Origin of the sequence: Pseudomonas multiresinivorans (assembly GCF_012971725.1) — a bacterium.
Classification (GTDB): domain Bacteria; phylum Pseudomonadota; class Gammaproteobacteria; order Pseudomonadales; family Pseudomonadaceae; genus Pseudomonas; species Pseudomonas multiresinivorans.
In genome coordinates this window covers 5,103,140-5,121,782 of record NZ_CP048833.1, presented here as the reverse complement: position 1 = coordinate 5,121,782, position 18,643 = coordinate 5,103,140, and the positions used below count along the sequence as shown (strand labels likewise).

15 protein-coding genes are annotated in these 18,643 nt (G+C 65.8%); 5 read left to right on the top strand and 10 right to left on the bottom strand.

Annotated elements, in window-relative coordinates; all coding sequences use genetic code 11:
• Nucleotides 1-53 precede the first annotated feature (53 nt).
• Nucleotides 54-731 carry a response regulator gene (locus tag G4G71_RS23480; RefSeq protein WP_169940576.1) on the top strand — a complete coding sequence of 226 codons (678 nt, stop codon included), beginning with the start codon at nucleotides 54-56 and terminating at the stop codon, nucleotides 729-731.
• Nucleotides 728-2,071 carry an ATP-binding protein gene (locus G4G71_RS23475; protein ID WP_169940574.1) on the top strand — a complete coding sequence of 448 codons (1,344 nt, stop codon included), beginning with the start codon at nucleotides 728-730 and terminating at the stop codon, nucleotides 2,069-2,071. Before G4G71_RS23480 ends, G4G71_RS23475 begins: the two co-directional genes overlap by 4 nt.
• 123 nt (nucleotides 2,072-2,194) lie before the next feature.
• Here G4G71_RS23475 and G4G71_RS23470 read toward each other — a convergent pair whose 3' ends face one another.
• Entirely contained in the window at nucleotides 2,195-3,196 is a 1,002-nt protein-coding gene (locus tag G4G71_RS23470; protein WP_169940572.1) for an AraC family transcriptional regulator, read from the bottom strand.
• Between the two features lie 363 nt (nucleotides 3,197-3,559).
• On the opposite strand from G4G71_RS23470, the gene G4G71_RS23465 reads away from it, so the two are divergent.
• Nucleotides 3,560-4,861, top strand: coding sequence for a dicarboxylate/amino acid:cation symporter (locus G4G71_RS23465; RefSeq protein ID WP_138526068.1), 1,302 nt, complete (start codon nucleotides 3,560-3,562; stop codon nucleotides 4,859-4,861).
• A 355-nt stretch (nucleotides 4,862-5,216) separates the two neighbouring features.
• On the opposite strand, the gene G4G71_RS23460 is transcribed toward G4G71_RS23465, so the two are convergent.
• The 3 genes from G4G71_RS23460 to G4G71_RS23450 all read right to left on the bottom strand — a co-directional run bounded on the left by G4G71_RS23460 (nucleotide 5,217) and on the right by G4G71_RS23450 (nucleotide 8,303).
• On the bottom strand, nucleotides 5,217-6,608 hold the full coding sequence (locus G4G71_RS23460; protein WP_169940570.1) for an adenylate/guanylate cyclase domain-containing protein: 1,392 nt from the start codon (nucleotides 6,606-6,608) through the stop codon (nucleotides 5,217-5,219).
• 139 nt (nucleotides 6,609-6,747) lie between these two features.
• Nucleotides 6,748-7,332, bottom strand: coding sequence for an HD domain-containing protein (locus tag G4G71_RS23455; RefSeq protein WP_169940567.1), 585 nt, complete (start codon nucleotides 7,330-7,332; stop codon nucleotides 6,748-6,750).
• Nucleotides 7,333-7,499: 167 nt separating this feature from the next.
• Nucleotides 7,500-8,303, bottom strand: coding sequence for a helix-turn-helix transcriptional regulator (locus tag G4G71_RS23450; protein ID WP_024763140.1), 804 nt, complete (start codon nucleotides 8,301-8,303; stop codon nucleotides 7,500-7,502).
• Between the two features lie 209 nt (nucleotides 8,304-8,512).
• On the opposite strand from G4G71_RS23450, the gene G4G71_RS23445 reads away from it, so the two are divergent.
• Complete coding sequence (locus tag G4G71_RS23445) at nucleotides 8,513-9,877, top strand: APC family permease (RefSeq protein ID WP_169940566.1); 1,365 nt, start codon at nucleotides 8,513-8,515, stop codon at nucleotides 9,875-9,877.
• 28 nt (nucleotides 9,878-9,905) lie between these two features.
• Complete coding sequence (locus tag G4G71_RS23440) at nucleotides 9,906-11,009, top strand: DmpA family aminopeptidase (protein ID WP_169940564.1); 1,104 nt, start codon at nucleotides 9,906-9,908, stop codon at nucleotides 11,007-11,009.
• A 269-nt stretch (nucleotides 11,010-11,278) separates the two neighbouring features.
• Here the strand turns inward: G4G71_RS23440 and G4G71_RS23435 are convergent, their stop codons facing one another.
• The 6 genes from G4G71_RS23435 to G4G71_RS23410 all read right to left on the bottom strand — a co-directional run bounded on the left by G4G71_RS23435 (nucleotide 11,279) and on the right by G4G71_RS23410 (nucleotide 18,431).
• Nucleotides 11,279-12,277 carry a sulfate ABC transporter substrate-binding protein gene (locus G4G71_RS23435; protein ID WP_169940562.1) on the bottom strand — a complete coding sequence of 333 codons (999 nt, stop codon included), beginning with the start codon at nucleotides 12,275-12,277 and terminating at the stop codon, nucleotides 11,279-11,281.
• 188 nt (nucleotides 12,278-12,465) lie between these two features.
• Nucleotides 12,466-14,121, bottom strand: a complete 1,656-nt coding sequence (locus G4G71_RS23430; protein ID WP_277352226.1) for a mucoidy inhibitor MuiA family protein — start codon at nucleotides 14,119-14,121, stop codon at nucleotides 12,466-12,468.
• A gap of 147 nt (nucleotides 14,122-14,268) precedes the next feature.
• On the bottom strand, nucleotides 14,269-15,120 hold the full coding sequence (locus G4G71_RS23425; RefSeq protein WP_169940560.1) for an ion transporter: 852 nt from the start codon (nucleotides 15,118-15,120) through the stop codon (nucleotides 14,269-14,271).
• Between the two features lie 76 nt (nucleotides 15,121-15,196).
• Entirely contained in the window at nucleotides 15,197-16,441 is a 1,245-nt protein-coding gene (gene sstT, locus G4G71_RS23420; protein WP_169940558.1) for a serine/threonine transporter SstT, read from the bottom strand.
• 205 nt (nucleotides 16,442-16,646) lie between these two features.
• Complete coding sequence (gene dapF / locus G4G71_RS23415; RefSeq protein WP_169940556.1) at nucleotides 16,647-17,483, bottom strand: diaminopimelate epimerase; 837 nt, start codon at nucleotides 17,481-17,483, stop codon at nucleotides 16,647-16,649.
• A gap of 33 nt (nucleotides 17,484-17,516) precedes the next feature.
• Nucleotides 17,517-18,431, bottom strand: a complete 915-nt coding sequence (locus G4G71_RS23410; protein WP_169940554.1) for an urea transporter — start codon at nucleotides 18,429-18,431, stop codon at nucleotides 17,517-17,519.
• Nucleotides 18,432-18,643 lie beyond the last annotated feature (212 nt).

Genomic DNA, 18,643 nt, shown 5'->3' with positions numbered 1-18,643 from the left:
GTACCGCAACCGGGCCCCGCGAGGCCCGGTTGCCTGACACAGGGAGCAAGCGCATGAAACTGCTGGTGGTGGAAGACGAGGCGCTGTTGCGCCATCACCTGTACACCCGGCTTGGCGAGCAAGGCCACGTGGTCGATGCCGTCGCCAACGCCGAAGAGGCGCTGTACCGCGCCAGCGAATACCATCACGACCTGGCGATGATCGACCTTGGGCTGCCCGGCATGAGCGGCCTGGACCTGATCCGCGAATTCCGCAGCCAGGGCAAGACCTTCCCCATACTCATCCTCACCGCTCGCGGCAACTGGCAGGACAAGGTCGAAGGCCTGGCCGCCGGCGCCGACGACTACGTGGTCAAGCCCTTCCAGTTCGAAGAACTGGAGGCCCGCCTGAACGCACTGCTGCGCCGCTCCAGCGGCTTCGCCCAGTCGAGCATCGAGGCCGGCCCGCTGCTGCTGGACATCAACCGCAAGCAGGCACTGGTCAACGGCGAATCGCTGCAGCTGACCGCCTTCGAGTACCGCATCCTCGAATACCTCATGCGCCATCATCAGCAGGTGGTCGCCAAGGAGCGCCTGATCGAGCAGCTCTACCCGGACGACGACGAGCGCGACCCGAACGTCATCGAGGTACTGGTCGGGCGCCTGCGCCGCAAGCTGGAGAGCGCAGCGGGCTTCAAGCCGATCGATACCGTGCGCGGCCAGGGCTACATCTTCAACGAGCTGTGTAAATGATCCGCTCGCTGCGCCTGCGGCTGATGATCGGTGCGGCGATTCTCGCCGTGCTGTTCATGGCCGCGTTGCTGCCGGCTCTCCAGCGTGCGTTCAGCATCGCCCTGGAGAATGCCATCCAGCAACGCCTGGCGGCGGACGTGGCGACCCTGGTGTCTTCGGCGCGTATCGAAGGCAATGTCCTGAGCATGCCCGAGCACCTGCCGGTGGAAGACTTCAACCTTCCCGAATCCAAGTTGCTGGGCTTCATCTATGACCAGTCCGGCAAGCTGGTGTGGCGCTCCACCTCGGCCCAGGACGAGAGCGTTGACTACTCGCCCAAGTACGACGGCATGATCGACGAGTTCACCCGCATCCGCGATGCCTCTGGCCAGGAGTTCTTCGTCTACGACGTGGAGATCGACCTGCTCGGCGGCAAGCGTGCTGCCTACAGCATCGTCACCATGCAGCCGGAGAGCGAATTCCGCGAACTGGTCAGTGGCTTCCGCGACCAGCTCTACCTCTGGCTCGGCGGCGCGCTTCTGTTGCTGCTGGGCCTGCTCTGGCTCGGCCTGGGCTGGGGCTTTCGCTCCATGCGCGGGCTGCGCTCGGAGCTGGACCAGATCGAGGCCGGTGATCGCGAGAGCCTGAGCGATGATCATCCTGCCGAGATGCTGCGCCTGACCGACTCGGTCAACCGCCTGCTGGAAAGCGAACGTGCCCAGCGCGAGCGCTACCGCAATTCCCTGGGCGACCTCGCCCACAGCCTGAAGACGCCGCTGGCGGTACTGCAGGGCGTCAGCGAAACCCTCGCCGACCAGCCGCAGAACCGCGAGCAGGTGCAGGTGCTGCAGACCCAGATCGAGCGCATGAGCCAGCAGATCGGCTACCAGTTGCAGCGCGCGACCCTGCGCAAGAGCGGCCTGATCCGCCACCGCGCGGCCCTCGATCCGCTGCTGGACACCATCGGCGGCGCGCTGGACAAGGTCTACCGCGACAAGCGGGTGAAGCTTGCGCGGGATATCCCGCCGGGCTTTTCCCTGCCGCTGGAAAAGGGCGCGCTGCTGGAGATGCTCGGCAACCTGCTGGAGAACGCCTATCGCCTGTGCCTGACCACGGTGAAGGTCAGCGCGCGCAAGGAGGGCCGGATGTTCGAACTGATCATCGAGGACGACGGCCCCGGAGTTCCCGCCAGCCAGCGCGAGCGCATCCTCAAGCGCGGCGAGCGCCTGGATACCCAGCACCCCGGCCAGGGCATCGGCACGGCGGTGGTCAAGGACATCATCGACAGCTACGACGGCGAGCTGGCGCTGGAGGATTCCGCGCTGGGCGGCGCTTGCTTCCGGATTCGCCTGCCGGCTTGAATCCTGCATTTGCGTAGGAGCGGACTTTGTCCGCGATGAGTTCGCTGCATACCGGATGCCATCGCGGACGGAGTCCGCTCCTACAAGGGCCACAGCCGCGAGATCCCACAGGCAACGGCACTACTACTCCCCCTGCTGCGCCCGATACGCACCGGGCGTCAGCCCCGTCCATTTCTTGAACGCCCGGTGGAACGCCGATGGCTCGGAGAAACCGAGCTGGTCGGCGATGTCCTGGATGGAGTGCTCGTCGCGGCCCAGGTAGTAGATCGCCAGGTCGCGGCGCAGCTGGTCCTTCAATTCCTGGAAGTTCGGCCCTTCTTCCCGCAGATGCCGGCGCAGGGTCTGCGGGCTCATGTGCAGTTGCGCGGCGACCTGCTCCAGGTCCGGCCAGCGGCGGCAGTCGCGGCCGAGCAGGCGGCGGATCTGGCTGGTAAGGCTGTCGCCGCCGTCAGGGCGGGCCAGCAGGTCGGCGGGTGAATCTTTGAGGAAGTGCTTGAGCGTGCGCTCGTCCTGCAGCAGCGGCATGTCCAGGTAGCGTGCCTGCAACAGCAGGCTGGTGCTGGCGGCGGCGAAGCGGCGAGGGCAGGGGAACAGCAGGTCGTACTCGGCCTGGTGCTCGGGCGGCGGGTAGCTGAAGGTGGCTTCCTCCAGGCGGATGCGCTGGCCGATCAACCAACTGGCCAGGCGGTGCCAGATCAGCAGCAGGCTCTCGGTGAGGAAGTGGTCCGGGTCGCGCAGGTGGGTCTCGTCCAGGGTCAGCCGGGCGCGGTCGCCGTCGCGCACTAGCTCGATCCGCGGCGCCTCGGGAAACAACCCGTAGAACAGCGAGCCGCGGCCCAGCGCCTTCTCCAGCGTGCGGCAGTGGATGATCGCGTTGCACATCATGGCGAAGGTGCCGCGCTTGCTCGGCAGGCTGCCGAAGCCCATGTATTCGTCGTCCAGCGCTTCCCAGAGGGTCTGCATCAGGCGGCTGAACTGCTCGGGATCGATCCGTGCGCGAGGTTCCTCGAGGATGGCCGGGACGATGCCGGCGTCGCGCAGCAGCGCCTGGACGTCGAGCCCCTTGCGCTGGGCGCCTTGGACGGCGGCGCGGACGAAATGGCTGGCAATGGTGCGTTCACGCATGAGCGGTCCTTGTTGTTCTGTCCGCATGTCCGAAAGAACAGTGCGGCAAACCCGATCGAACCTGATCGGAGTTCTACAATCTACGGTACGAAGGCCGTGGCGGATACCCGCCAGAGGGCGGGAAACCCGCCAGCGAGGAGGCGGGTTTCCGCCATATTCGGCGCCTTCCGTGCCCTGCCTTTTTACGGAAGCCGTTGAATTTAAAGGGGTTACATATTTTTTAAAGGTCTGGCACAGCACTTGCGATAGGCGAGCAAGGCCTGCCGTCTGGCATGCCCTGAAAACAAATTCTCCCATTGCAGGGAGATAACGCGTTCGGTCTTGCGCCTCCCCGGGAGCGCAGGCCCAGAGGACAGAGCTGCCATGACCAAGCAACCCTTCTACAAAAGCCTGTATGTGCAGGTACTGATCGCCATCGCCATCGGTATCGCACTCGGCCACTTCTACCCCGACACCGCCAAACTGATGAAGCCGCTGGGCGATGGCTTCGTCAAACTGATCAAGATGGCCATCGCGCCGATCATCTTCTGCACCGTGGTCACCGGCATCGCCGGCATGCAGAGCATGAAGGCCGTGGGGAAGACGGGCGGCATGGCGCTGCTGTACTTCGAAATCGTTTCCACCGTTGCGCTGATCATCGGCCTGGTCGTGGTCAACGTCGTCCAGCCGGGCGCCGGCATGCACGCCGACGTCGCCACGCTGACCGCCGAAATGAACAAGAACGCGGCGCTGACCGGCTTCATCGCTTCGGGCGAGAAGCAGAGCACCATCGACTTCTTCATGAACGTCATCCCGAGCACCGTGGTCGGCGCCTTCGCCAACGGTGACATCCTGCAGGTACTGTTCTTCTCCGTGCTGTTCGGTTACGCGCTGCACCGCCTGGGTGACTACGGCAAGCCGGTGTTCGAGTTCATCGATCGCATCACCCACGTGATGTTCAACATCATCAACGTGATCATGAAGGTCGCTCCCATCGGTGCCTTCGGTGCCATGGCCTTCACCATCGGTGCCTACGGCCTCGGCTCGCTGGTACAGCTGGGCCAGCTGATGCTGTGCTTCTACATCACCTGCCTGCTGTTCGTGCTGATCGTGCTGGGTGGCATTGCCCGCGCCCACGGTTTCAGCATCCTGCGCTTCATCTCCTACATCCGCGAAGAATTGCTGATCGTGCTGGGCACCTCGTCCTCCGAATCGGCCCTGCCGCGCATGATCGCCAAGATGGAGAAGCTGGGCGCCGACAAGAGCGTCGTCGGCCTGGTGATCCCGACCGGCTACTCGTTCAACCTCGATGGCACCTCGATCTACCTGACCATGGCCGCCGTGTTCATCGCCCAGGCCACTGACACCCCGATGGACATCACCCACCAGCTCACCCTGCTGGTCGTGCTGCTGATCGCCTCCAAGGGCGCCGCCGGTGTCACCGGTTCGGGCTTCATCGTGCTGGCTGCCACCCTGTCCGCTGTCGGCCACCTGCCGGTCGCGGGCCTGGCGCTGATCCTGGGTATCGACCGCTTCATGTCCGAAGCCCGCGCGCTGACCAACCTGGTCGGCAACGGTGTCGCCACCATCGTGGTCGCCAAGTGGTGCAAGCAGCTGGACGAGAAGACCCTGTCCGCAGAACTGGCCGCCGGCCCGGGCAACTCCGCGGAGCTGCAGCCGTCCTGACGCGCTTTTCAAAGAGCAATTCGGCCCGGTGAACGTGAAGCACCGGAGCCTTTCCAGCCCGCTCGATTGAGCGGGCTTTTTTATGGGCGAGTGGTTAGCGTGGGCTGCGCGTTTTTGTAGGAGCGAGCTTGCTCGCGAACGGTTTCCCGGCCGCTCCGGAGCTGGGCGGGTTCGCGAGCAAGCTCGCTCCTACAGCTGTGCCTTGGCCGTGTGCAGGGGATGCTGGGCTTTGCACGGGAACCGCCGGCGCGCGTAGGAGCGGACTCTGCCCGCGATTGGCCGGCCGCCAGCGGGGAGGGTGTGCATCAACGAGAAAGGCGCACGCAGAAGCATGCGCTGAAGAAGCGGAAAGGAATCAGAGAATGATCTTGTCCTTGAGCTTCTCCGCCGCCTGCTGCAGCGCCTGGATGACCCGTTCCTTGTCGTAGTTCTGCACGTTGTTGGTGTCCAGGTACATGGAGAAGCCCGGCACCTCGTGCTCGACAAAGCTGGGGTTGGAGCCCAGGTCGCGGCGGAAGTCGACCACCTGGTAGATCTGCACCGGCTTGCTGAAGCCCTTCACGGCGATCTGCCCCTTGTCGCGGCACATCAGCACGTCCTTCACCAGCGAGTAGGTCTCGTGGCTGATGAGGATCTCGCCGGCTTCGGCCGCGCTTTCCAGGCGGCTGGCGAGGTTCACTTCGCGGCCGATGATGGTGTAGTCCATGCGCGTGTCGGCGCCGAAGTTGCCCACGGTGCAGTAGCCGGTGTTCAGGCCCATGCGCACTTCCAGCGGCTTGGTGATGCCCTGGGCGCGCCATTGCTGGCGCATGACCTTCATGTGCTTGCGCATGGCCACGGCCATGGACACGGCGGCCACGGCGTCTTTCTTCGCGCCCTGAGTGGCCGGGTCGCCGAAGAACACCATCACGCAGTCGCCGACGAACTTGTCGATGGTGCCGCCGTACTTCAGGGCGATCTTCGACATCTCGTTGAGGTAGTTGTTGAGCATGTCGGTGAGGGCTTCGGCTTCCAGTTCCTCGGACAGCTCGGTGAAGCCCTTGATGTCGGAGAAGAACACCGTGAGCTTCTTGCGCTGGGTTTCCAGGCGCACCGTGCGCTTGCCGCTGAAGATCGATTCCCACACCTGCGGCGACAGGTACTTGGCCAGGTTGCTGGCCAGGCGCGCGGCCTTTTCCTGCTCCAGGGTGATGTCCGAGCGGGCCTGGGCCAGGCGCAGGCCCTGCTGGTGCACAAAGAAGGCGGTGATGCAGATGTACAGGGTCGAGAACAGCACGCTGACCAGCGCGACGATGCTCGGCGTCTGGCCCTTGTAGGCCGGGGCGATCAGCGCGGCGCTGAGTACTGCGGCGCTCAGCGCCACCAGCAATGCCAGGCCCAGCGAACGCAGGCCGCCGATGATCAGCGCGGAGAAGGCGAGGATCAGCACCAGCATCAGGCTGGGTACCTCGGAGAACCCCAGCAGCGTAGTGGCGATGCCGGCGTGCAGGGCGTCGATGAACAGCAGCACCAGGCGGGTACGTTGCGGATTGTCGCGCTTGAAGCGGCGGCTGACCTGCTGGGCCAGGTGCGGGTAGAGCAGGGCGTACGGGATCATCCAGAGGATGTCGTAGCCGAAGTACTTGGCGAAGGTGCCGGCGGTGATGGTCGCGGCGATGGCGATATAGGCCAGCACGCGGGAATGGTATTCGCGCAGAGGAGTGGGGGAGAGCGGACTACTGGATCGCTCGAGAACGTTAGGCTTCATGCGCAGGAAACTTCCCTAATGCGTGTGGGCTTGTGGCCAATTACGCGTCTGAATTTTGGGAATCTTATTCCATGCGCTACCCCGGAGCCAGCGGCGGCTAGCGACTGCTCGTCGCGGACCGCCGGTCGCTTCGGGACCCTCAGGCCATGCTGCCGTCGGGCTTCTGGTAGATCGAGCGGCGCGGCTGGGCGAAGACCCGGCGCAGCATGGGTTCGAAGTACTCCAGCGGCAGCACCTCACCGTCCGGATCGAAGGCGGCGGCGTCGTAGCGCGCGCAGAATTCGATGGTCCGCTCGAACTGCGGATGGTCCTTGAACTGCTCGCGCAGGTGCCTGTCCAGGCCCAGGTGATGGAAGAAGTAATAGCCCTGGAAGATCGCGTGCTTCTCGATCATCCACAGGTTCTCTTCGCTGACGAAGGGCTTGAGGATGGCCGCGGCGATGTCAGCGTGGTTGAACGAGCCGAGGGTGTCGCCGATGTCGTGGAGCAGGGCGCAGACCACGTATTCCTCGTCGCGACCGTCGCGGTGGGCCAGGGTGGCGGTCTGCAGCGAGTGGGTCAGGCGGTCCACCGGAAAGCCGCCGAAGTCGCCGTCGAGCAGGCGCAGGTGGGTCATGATCCGGTCGGGCAGAAGCGCGGCGTACTGGCCGAAGTCCTTGGCGATGATCGCCCAGTCCTCGGCGGTGCTGTCTTCCATATGGGTGAAGTTGGCGCGTGCGTTCATCAGGCTGTGCTCTCTTGTGATTGTCGTGGCGTGTCTGGATGGCACCGATCCAGTCTAGAAGCCTGACGGGCACGCGGTAGTGTCCGTGCAGCGCCAGCGGGGTGTCCCGGCGCGCGCGAATGGTCCGGCATCAGCAGCGCGGATGGCGGCTGGTGTTCAAGGCACGCTCAGGGGTTCTGCGGGTCGTGGCCCAGCGACTGCAGGAACAGCGAAAACAGCTCCGGCTGCGAGGAGATGTCGAGCTTGTTGTAGAGGTGGCGACGGTGGACCTTGATGGTCTCCGGGGAGATCGCCAGGCGCTCGGCCATGGCCTTGGAGGAGTAACCCCGCAGGATCAGCCGGGCGATCTCCAGTTCGCGTTCGGAGAGCACACCCGCGCCGAAGTGGCTAAGGGCGTCACGTACCTGCACCGCCACGCCGTCGCTGGCGCCCGGCAACAGGCGCTGGCTGCGTTGCTGCCAGTGCTGCTGCATCAAGGCCAGCACCCAGGGGCAGAGCATCGCCAGCAGGCCGGTCTGCTCGCCATCGAACAGCCGGCGCATACCCAGTGAAAGCGACAGCGCGCCCTGGCCGGGCAGCTGCAGGATGAACTGCACCTCGTCCTCCAGCACGTTGTCGTGGAAGTAGCTGAGGAAGTACTCGCTCTGGCGGAACTGGTCCGGGGAGATTTCCTCCAGCCGGTACAACCCGCTGGGCACGCCCTCGCGGCAGGCCTGGTAGAACGGGTCGAGCTGGTAGAGACCGTCCAGGTAGATGGCCATGGCCGCTGGCCCGGCGGTGGGCTCGGCATCGTATTCCTCCAGCGCCACCGGAGTGCCGCTGGCCGGGTAGAACATCGCCAGGGCGTTATCGAACGGCAACCACTGGTGCAGCAGCAGGACCAGTTGCTTCCAGAAGCGCGGCTGGCCGATCTGCTCGATGGCGCGGCCGAGGTTGGCGTGCATGCCGACTTCGCGGAACAGGTTGTGCATCCGAGGGGATTCTCTGAGAGGGGCGGAGGAGTCGGCCCACGGTTTCCTCCTTTTAACCCGTCGCCGTCAAGGGGGCGTAACCCCAAATGGTGATTGGCCGCCCCACTCGCCATGCCCAGACTGCATCCCACGCAGCGCCCCGCTCAGAGGGCGCGACAAGGTCTTCGTTCCTGCCTCAGCCACCAATAACAACACGAGGAAACAACGATATGAGCGCTTCCCCTGCGCCAGCGAGCGCGCTCAAGCCCAGCCTGGGCGTGCTCGACGTAGTCGCCATCACCGTCTCGGCGGTCACCCCCGCCAGCTCCGTTTTCGTCATCGCTCCCTTCGCCATCCAGCAGGCCGGCAGCGGGGCCTTCCTGGCGTTCGTCTTCGCCGGGTTCCTGGCCCTGATGTTCGCCTGGTGTTATGCCGAGCTGGGCCGGGCCCACAGCTCTGCCGGCGGCGAGTATGTCTATGCCAAGCGCGTGTTCGGCGGCCTTGCCGGCTACGCCACCTTCCTCACCGTGCTGGTCTCGCTGCTGTTCATCCCGCCGGTACTGGCGACGGGCGCGGCGACCTACCTCAACAACGCTCTGGGGACGAACTTCGACACCCAGACCGTGGCCCTGGTGATAGTCGCCGCCAGCTACGTGCTGGGCATCCTGAATATCCGCGTGAACGCCTGGATCACCGGCGTGTTCCTGCTCTGCGAAGTGGCGGCGCTGCTGGTGATCGTGGTACTCGGCTTCGGCCATGTCAGCCAGCCGGTGAGCGTACTGGTGCAGCCGCAGCACATCGACGGCGGGATACTGGCCGCCGCGCCCTGGGCGCTGGTGATCGGCGCCGTGGGTACCGCGCTGTTCTCCTACAACGGCTTCGGCGGCGCGGTGCTGCTGGCCGAGGACATGAAGTGCGGCGGGCGCAATGTGCACCGCGCAGTGATCTGGTCGCTGGTGCTGGTGGTGGTGATCGAGATCGTCCCGTTGACCGCGCTGCTGCTGGGCGCGCCTTCGCTGAAAGACATGATCGCCAGCCCCGATCCGGTCGGCTATCTGCTCACCGCCCACGGCAATGAAACGCTGTCGCGGCTGGTCAGCGCCGGCATTTTCCTCTCGGTGTTCAACGCCATCGTCGCCATCGTCATCCAGGTCGGCCGGGTGATCTTCAGCAGCGGCCGCGACGAGTTGTGGACGCCGCTGATGAACCGCGCCTTCACTCGCATCCATCCGCGCTGGGAGTCGCCGTGGATCGCCACGCTGTTCCTTGGCGTGCCCTCGGCGGCGCTGAGCTTCAGCTCGAACCTGGAGGAGCTGACCTCCTTCACCGTGCTGCTGCTGGTGATGGTCTACCTGGTGGTGGCGCTCTGCGCGCTGTTCAGCCGCGTGCTGCGCCGCGATCGCGAGCACCCGTACCGCATGCCGCTGTGGCCGTTGCCGGCGATGCTGGCCGTGGTCGGCGCCGGCTATCTGTTGCTCAATCTGCTGATGGACGCTTCCTCGCGGGACATCATGATCATTGTCGGGATACTGGCCGTGTCGGTGATTCTCTACAGCACCTACGGCAAGCTCAGCCCGGCCTTTCAGAAGCTCTGAAACCCTGCTCGACAACCAAGGAGACAGCATGCGCGCTCGTCAACTCGGCATCACCCTCGGCCTGGGCACGCCCGGCGAGTTCAACGCCATCACCGACGTTCCCGGCATCCGCGTCGGCCACAGCACCCTGATCGGCGAGCGCGATGGTCGCGCCGTACGCACCGGGGTCACGGTGGTCCAGCCGCGCGAGGGTGCGGCACGCCAGCAACCCTGTTTTGCCGGCTGCCATGTGCTCAACGGCAATGGCGACGCCACGGGGCTGGAGTGGATTCGCGAGGCGGGCCTGCTGACCACGCCCATCGCCATCACCAATACTCACAGTGTGGGCGTGGTGCGCGATGCGCTGATCGCCGCCGAGCATGCCGAGTTGGCCGATCCGTCCATCTACTGGTGCATGCCGGTGGTGATGGAGACCTACGACGGGCTGCTCAACGACATCTGGGGCCAGCACGTCGGTGCCGAGCAGGTGCGCGAGGCGCTGGCCGCGGCCGAGTCCGGCCCGGTGCGGGAAGGCCCGGTGGGCGGCGGCACGGGGATGATCTGCCACGAGTTCAAGGGTGGTATCGGCACGGCCTCGCGCAAGCTGCCGGCAGAGCAGGGTGGCTGGACCGTGGGCGCACTGGTGCAGGCCAACCATGGCCAGCGCCGCGAACTGCGGGTGGATGGCTACCCGGTGGGGCGCCAGCTGGGCGATCTGCCGTCGCCCTTCGCCGAACAGGGCACGCCGGGCATGGGCTCCATCGTGGTGATCCTTGCCACCGATGCGCCGTTGCTGCCGCACCAGTGCCAGCGTCTGGCACAACGCGCCTCGCTGGGGATCGCCCGGACTGGTGGCGGGACCGACGATTCCAGCGGCGACATCTTCCTTGCCTTCGCCACCGGCAACCGCGACCTGCCGCCGGCGGACTACGGGCGCAAGAACCTGCCGTTCGCCACGGCGCTGGAGATGGTCAACAACGACTATATCTCGCCACTGTTCGCCGCCGCGGCGGAGGCGGTGGAGGAGGCTATCGTCAATGTGCTGCTGGCCGGCAAGGACATGCGCACCGATGACGGCATACTGGTGCCGGCCTTGAGCGGCGAGCGTCTGCTGGCGGCGTTGCGCGAGGTCGGTTGGAAGGGGGAGCGCTAACCAGCGGTGCTTGGCTGGGTGTCCCCAGTGGGGGCGGGGTTGCTCGCGAACGGACTTTCCGGCCGCTCTGGCGTTGGGCGGGTTCGCGAGCAAGCTCGCTCCTACAAGTTGATGCCGTGCCATGAAAAAAGCCGGAGCTGCTGGGCAGCTCCGGCTTCTTCGTTTGGGTAGGAGCGGACTGCGTCCGCGATAGGTCCGCATCGCGCGGGAGCCATCGCGGACAGAGTCCGCTCCTACGCGCGCCCATCTCTGGCGGCAAGGCTCCCCGATCAGTTCGGGGTATAGATCTGGTCGAACACGCCACCGTCGGCGAAGTGGGTTTTCTGCACGGTGCGCCAGTCACCGAAGGTCTTCACCATGGAGAAGAAGTCCACTTTCGGGAAGCGGTCGGAGAACTTGGCCAGCACTTCCGGGTTGCGCGGGCGCAGGTAGTTGTTCGCCGCGATGGTCTGACCCTCGTCGGACCACAGGTACTTCAGGTAGGCCTCGGCCTCGGCGCGGGTGCCTTTCTTGTCGACCACCTTGTCGACCACGGCCACCGGCGGCTCGGCTTCGGCGGAGACGCTCGGGTAGACCACTTCGAAGCCGCCACGGCCGAACTCGCGGGCGATCATCTCGGCTTCGTTCTCGAAGGTCACCAGCACGTCGCCGATCTGGTTCTGCATGAAGGTGGTGGTCGCAGCGCGACCGCCGGTGTCCAGCACCGGGACGTTCTTGAACAGCTGGGCGACGAATTCCTTGGCCTTGGCTTCATCCGCGCCGTGCTTCTGCGCATAGCCCCAGGCGGAGAGGTAGGTGTAGCGGCCGTTACCCGAGGTCTTCGGGTTCGGCACCACGACCTGGATACCCGGCTTCACCAGGTCGTCCCAGTCCTTCAGGCCTTTCGGGTTGCCCTTGCGCACGATGAACACGGTGGCGGAGGTGAAAGGAGCGCTGTTGTTCGGCAGGCGGGTCGCCCAGTCCTTGGGCACCAGGCCGCCATTGTCGGCCAGGGCGTCGATGTCGGTGGCCTGGTTCATGGTGATGACGTCGGCCGGCAGGCCGTCGATCACGGCGCGGGCCTGTTTGCTGGAACCACCGTGGGACATCTGGATAGTGATCTTCTCGCCTTTCTCTGCCTGCCAGTGTTTCTGGAAGGCGGCGTTGTAGTCCTTGTAGAAGTCACGCATCACGTCGTAGGAGACGTTGAGCAGGGGCTGGGCGGCCTGGGCGGCGGTGGCCAGGGCGAGGCCGGCGGCCAGCAGCGAGGCGCTGAACAGACGTTTCACGAGCAGTTCCTTTTGGCAGTGTTGTTGGGAGTCGATTATGCCGACAGGTTATATGGCAATTAAATACTTAAAGGCTATTTGCTTATGCGGCGAGCCGTTTTCCGCACCGCGCCACTGCGCATGCCACGAAGCGGACAGTTGCCCGGCAGCCTAGCAGGCCGGCCGGGCAAGGGCTGCTCCGGCAGTCGTCATTCCAGCCCGCTGACTTCCAGCTCCTTGGGATACTCGACGCTGAACTTGAAGGTGGTGCTGCGTTTCTCGCCCGGTTTCAGCTGCCAGTCCCACAGCAGCTTGCCATCGTCTTCGCGCTTGGCCTCCTGGCCTTCGGGCTCCAGCAGGACGACCTTGATCTGCTCGTTGCGCGAGACCGGCAATTGGTCCTTGAACTGCAGGCGCTGCTCGGTCTTGTGGTTGTTCTGCGCGTCGATGCGGAACTCGTAGGTGACGCGCTTGCGGCCGCCGGTGAGGCCGGTGTAGTCGGTATAGCGGTTGACCAGCTTGCGCTTGATCGATATCGCCTCGTCGCCGCCCAGGGCCAGCTCGAAGGTCTCGCCCGGCATCACCGCGCGCAACTGGCCGCTGGCGACGAAGGTATTGCCCAGGTAGGTATTGAGGGTCCCGGGCAACAGTGGGTAGTCGCTGGCATTGCGGGTATCGGCCTGCAGGTACGCGGCTTCGCGCAGCGACGGCGTGGCCAGGTAGCGGAAGGTTGCCGGCAGTTTGAACTGGGCGATGGAAACCTTCTGCGAGCTGCCATCGCTGTTGAGCGTGGCGCGGGTCGGGATATGGAAGGAAGCGCTGGTGGTGGCACCGCTGACTTCGGCGACCGCGACGGGCATCTCTTCCAGCGAGCCGGCCACGGCCATCTCGTCGGCGGCGAAGCGCTGGGCCTTCTTCGCTTCCATCGCCATCATGGGCGCGGCTGGTGCTGGAGCGGGGCGGGCGGCCATTACCGTGCGTGGATCGAAGGTGTCGACGAACCATGGCGACAGCGCCGGCACGCTGCTGCCCAGGTTGGGGCGAGCGGTGGACAGGGTGAGGTCGACATCGGTCCAGTCCTCGCCGCTGCTCTGCCGGACTATGCCCTGGTAGGTCATCTCGATCTTGTCCTCACCGTCGCGCAGGCGGGCGTCGTAGGCAGGGCGCCAGGAGGCATCGTAGAGCGTATAGCTGAGCTGCAGCTGGACTTGTGCCGGCTTCTCCAGCGCCACGCGCAGGATCGCACGCTTGTAGTGGGTGCCATCGCCTGCCAGGTGGCTGCGCTGGTTCTCCAGCTCCTGCTTGTGTTGCTGCAGTTGCTCGCCCTGCTGGTCGAGCTTGCGCTGCTCGTCGAGGATGCGGCCCAGGTTGCCCTCGCTCATCTGCAGCAGGTTCTTCAGTTCGTCGATGCTCGGCAGTGCCTGGTTCTTGCCCGGCTTGGTGCTGCTGGCCTGGATGTCGGCGAGGAACTGCTTCTGGTTTTCCAGCACGCTGCCACGGTCGCTGATTTCACGCTCCTGCCGCTCGATGTCGCGCAACTGCGCGTCCAGCTGCTGCAGGCGATTGTCCTGCGAAGGCGGCGATACCTGCGGCGCGCTGCTGACGTCGAGCAGGGTCGCGGCGGCGCTGGCACTGAGCGAGGCCTGCAGGCTGTTGTCATCGATGCGCAGGGGCAACTGCTCCAGGGCGATCTCGTGCTGGCCGGCGGGCAGCTGCAGGGTGGCGGTGCGGGTGACGATGGCGCGGTCGGTGTAGACGGTCACCGCGCTGATGCGGCTGTCGGCCACCTGCGGCGCGGCCAGCAGCGAGGTGCTGGCCAGCGCACCGGTCATGGCGAGGATCAGTGGGTGGAGTCGAAAGGGCATGTGCTCACCTCGGGGCCTGGAAGGCGACCGACACTGCGGAACGCCACCATGGCGTCCGTCCATGGCGCTTGTGACGAAGGGGGCGCAGGCAACGGGTTGAGCCTGGGTGATTTCATGCCGCGATGGGCGACGAACGGTTACCTGGGATCAGCCCCTGGCAGTGTCATCCGCCCTTGGGAACAGCGCGTTGCCGCAGCGCGAGCAGAACGCCGCTTCGGCCTCGTGGCTGGCCTTGGCGCAGGCCGGGCAGGGCTTGTCCAGTTGCCCTGGCGGGCGTTCCTGGCGCATGGCGTTGTGCAGCTCGGCGCTGAAGATGCCGGTGGGCACGGCGATGATCGAGTAGCCGGTGAGCATTACCAGGCTGGCGATGGCCTGGCCCAGCGGCGTTTTCGGGGTGATATCGCCAAAGCCTACGGTGGTCAGGGTGACGATGGCCCAGTAGATACCGCGGGGGATGCTGGTGAAGCCGTGCTCGGGGCCTTCGACCACGTACATCAGCGAGCCGAACACCGTCACCAGGCTCATCACCGAGACGAAGAACACCGTGATCTTCTGCCGGCTGCCGCGCAGGGCGGTGAGCAGGAAGTCGGCCTGGCGCAGGTACTGGCGCAGCTTGAGGATGCGGAAGACGCGCAGCACCCGCACGATGCGGATCACCAGCAGGTACTGGGCGTTGGGGTAGAAGATGGCGATCACCCCCGGCAGCACCGCCAGCAGGTCCACCAGCCCGTAGAAGCTCAGGGCGTAGCGCAGGGGCTTGGGCGAGCAGTACAGGCGCAGCAGGTACTCGATCAGGAACAGGCCGTTGATCACCCACTCGATGTCGCTGAGCAGGCCGCCGTAGGCGTTGCTGATCTCGTCAACGCTGTCGAGGATCACCACCAGCAGGCTGGCGAGGATGACGATCAGCAGCGCGCTGTCGAAGCGCCGGCCGGCGACCGTGTCGGACTGGAAGATGATGACGTAGAGGCGCTGGCGCCAGCTTTGGGTGTCGGCCATGGATGAATCCGCGGAACGGGTTCAGTCACCTTAGCCGAGATGCGGCGGGGCGGCTGGTGCCGCCCCGCCGGGAGGATCAGGCGCGCTCGGTCGCCTGCTGCTCGTCCACGTCGCCTTCGGCCATGCAGGCCGCGGCGGTGAACAGCACGTCGGTGGAGGAGTTCAGCGCGGTCTCGGCCGAGTCCTGGAGAATGCCGATGATGAAGCCGACCGCCACCACCTGCATCGCTACTTCGCTGGAGATACCGAACAGGCCACAGGCCAGCGGGATCAGCAGCAGCGAGCCGCCGGCCACGCCGGAAGCGCCGCAGGCGCAGATCGAGGCGACCACGCTGAGCAGGATGGCGGTGGGCAGGTCCACGGTTATCCCTAAGGTGTGCACCGCCGCCAGGGTCAGCACGCTGATGGTGATGGCGGCGCCGGCCATGTTGATGGTCGCGCCCAGCGGGATCGACACCGAGTAGGTGTCCTCGTGCAGGCCCAGGCGCTGGCACAGCTGCAGGTTGACCGGGATGTTGGCCGCCGAGCTGCGCGTGAAGAAGGCGGTGATGCCGCTCTCGCGCAGGCACATCAGCACCAGCGGGTAAGGGTTGCGACGGATCTTGGCGAAGACGATCAGCGGGTTGACCACCAGCGCCACGAACAGCATGCAGCCCAGCAGCACGGCCAGCAGGTGCAGGTAGCCGAGCAGGGCGTCGAAGCCGGATTCGGCGATGGTGCCGGCCACCAGGCCGAAGATGCCCAGCGGAGCGAAGGCGATGACGACGCGGACGATCAGGGTGACGCCGTTGGCCATGTCATCCAGCAGGTCGCGGGTGGTCTGGCGGGCGTGGCGCAGTGCAATACCCAGGCCGATGGCCCAGGCCAGAATAGCGATGAAATCCGCCTCCAGCAGCGCCTTCACCGGGTTGGTGGTCACGCTGAACAGCAGCGAACGCAGCACTTCACCGATGCCGCCGGGCGGGGCGAGTTCGCTGCTGGGCGCATGCAGCACCAGGTTCGACGGGAAGGCGAAGCTGGCGATCACCGCAACCACCGCGGCGGAGAAGGTGCCGATCAGGTAGAGCATCAGGATCGGCCGGATGTGGGTGCGCTGGCCCTGCTTGTGGTTGGCGATGGAGGCCATCACCAGTACCAGGACGAGCACCGGCGCCACGGCCTTCAGGGCGGAGATGAACAGTTTGCCGAGCAGGCCGACCGCAACTGCGCCTTGTGGCCAGAGCACGGCAAGTGCGATGCCGCAGAGCATGCCGATGAAGATCCGCAGGACCAGGCTGGTGCCCTTGAGTCGCTGCAGCAGGGTGGGAGTGGGAAGCGTCATGACGTCTTTCGCTGCTGGAAGTGGGATCGCCCCGGCGGGCCGGGTGCGAAAGGGCGCGGATTATGCCGTCTGATGCCGGGAAATGCGCGGTTACCCGTCGATTGATCGGTCAGGTTTTGCTTCGGCAGGTGTCAGGTCGCAGTCTGGATGTCCGCGCGCGGACCGGCATTGATCCATGCCGGTCGCGTCGGGAATAACCGAGGAATCAGCCGAGGTCGGCGAAGGCTTCCGGGTCCAGGTCGATGCCGGCGACCCGCTGCACGGCGCCGCGCATGGTCACCTGGAAGTCGTCGTCGACGCGGATGTGCAGCCGACCGCCGGCCAGGTGCAGCTCGATCTGTTCGTCGCACAGGCCGAGCCGGCGTGCCACCGAAGCCGCCGCGCAACTGCTGGTGCCGGAGGACAGCGTATAGCCGGCGCCGCGCTCCCAGATTTCCACGCGCAGCGCATCGCGGGCGAGCCACTGGACGAACTGCACGTTGGTGCGCCGGGGGAACAGCGGATGATTTTCCAGCAGCGGACCGAAGCGGCGGGCCAGTTCGGGGCTGGTCTGTTCGACGAAGACCACGCAGTGCGGATTACCCATGGAAACGGCGTTGATCTCCAGCGCTACGCCGTCGATTTCCAGTGGATAGCCCAGCGCCTCGGGGGCATCGACCCGCACCGGAATCCTTGCACAGGCGAACTCGGCGCGGCCCATGGACACTTCCACGGTGCGGCCTTCATCGGATACCTGGCTGGTGACCGTGCCGCCGGCGGTGACGATCTCGAACGGCTGGTCTGCGACCAATCCGCAATCCCACAGGTAGCGGGAGAAGATGCGCAGGCCGTTGCCGCTCTTCTCCGCTTCCGAGCCGTCCGGGTTAAGGATGCGCAGGCCGAAGGCGCTGTCGCTGTGATTCGCCAGCAGGATGCCGTCGGAGCCAATGCCATGGTGGCGGTCGCAGACCCGGCCGATCTGCGCCGGCGTCAGGGCAAAAGGCGTGGTGCCGGCGTACACCAGATAGTCATTGCCCAGTGCCTGGTATTTCACGAAGTGCATGGTCGCGGTCCGTCGCCAGTGGAGAGGCCCCGACTATACACGCGGCCGGGTGCGTTCCGTTCCCTGGCTCAGCAGCACATCCAGCACGCGCTGGCCGAGGATCACCAGCCAGCAGGCGAGGATGAAGGGCGCGGTGAAGGCGGGCAGGCCGACCAGGGCAAAGCAGGGTTGCAGCAGCACCGCCAGGAGGATGCCGCACAGCGGCGCCAGGGGGCTGCGAAAGCGCAGCGACAGGGCGATGCCGGCCAGCGCGCCGTTCAGCCCGAGCAGTCCGGCTTGAGCGGAGGCGGCAGGCAGGCCGAACAGCGGTGCGATGGCCAAGGCACCCGCGGCGCCGAGCAGCGCCCAGAACGCGGCGCGACGATCCGCCAGCAGCAGGCCGAGGGCGATGGTCAGGCCGGCGAGCGGTTCGCCGAGGAAGATCACCTCGCCGAAGCCCAGCGTCGTCGAGTCCAGCAATGGGTTCACCGTGCCGCAGGACAGGCAGGCTGTCGCGGCAGCCGGCGCGAAGCCAAGGGCCTTGCCCAGGGCCACCGACACCCAGCCCAGCAGCACGAAGGCCGAGGTATAGGCCGGCAGGCCGAAGCGCTGGCGTGACTGCCGCAACAGCACGGCCTGCACCGCCACGCCGGTGAGGATCGCGGCGATGGTCAGCATCACCAGCCCCAGCGACCACTGGAACACGAAGGGCAGCAGCAGGCCGATGAGGATCGGGTTGTAGTCGTGCAGGCCGGCGTCGATGTCCGCCTGGGGTTCGCGCACGAAGCGCGCGGTGAGCGGGCCGAGCAGGGCGCCCAGCAAGGCGCCGGGCAGCAGCTGCGGTGCGGACCAGGCGATGGTCAGCAGCAGGATCAGGCCGAAGCGGGCGTCAGCCTGCAGGTAGATCTGGCCGAAGCCGATCAGCCGGGTGCGGAGCTGATGTTTCCAGGAAAGGGGATTCAGGTGCATGTGGGTACAGGGCAGGTTAAATGGGGCTCCGCAGCGCTTCGGTAGGTGCGGGGCATCGTGGCCCCATCGACGAGCAGTGCGTGAGCATTCTGTGACGCCGCCATACGGGGCCGCGCCACGGGGTTGGAAAAAGAAAAGAGGCTGCCGGCGGGATCGCCGCCAACAGCCTCAAAGTTCCATGGCCAGCATTGGGAGTTGCTGCGTGGGGGCCA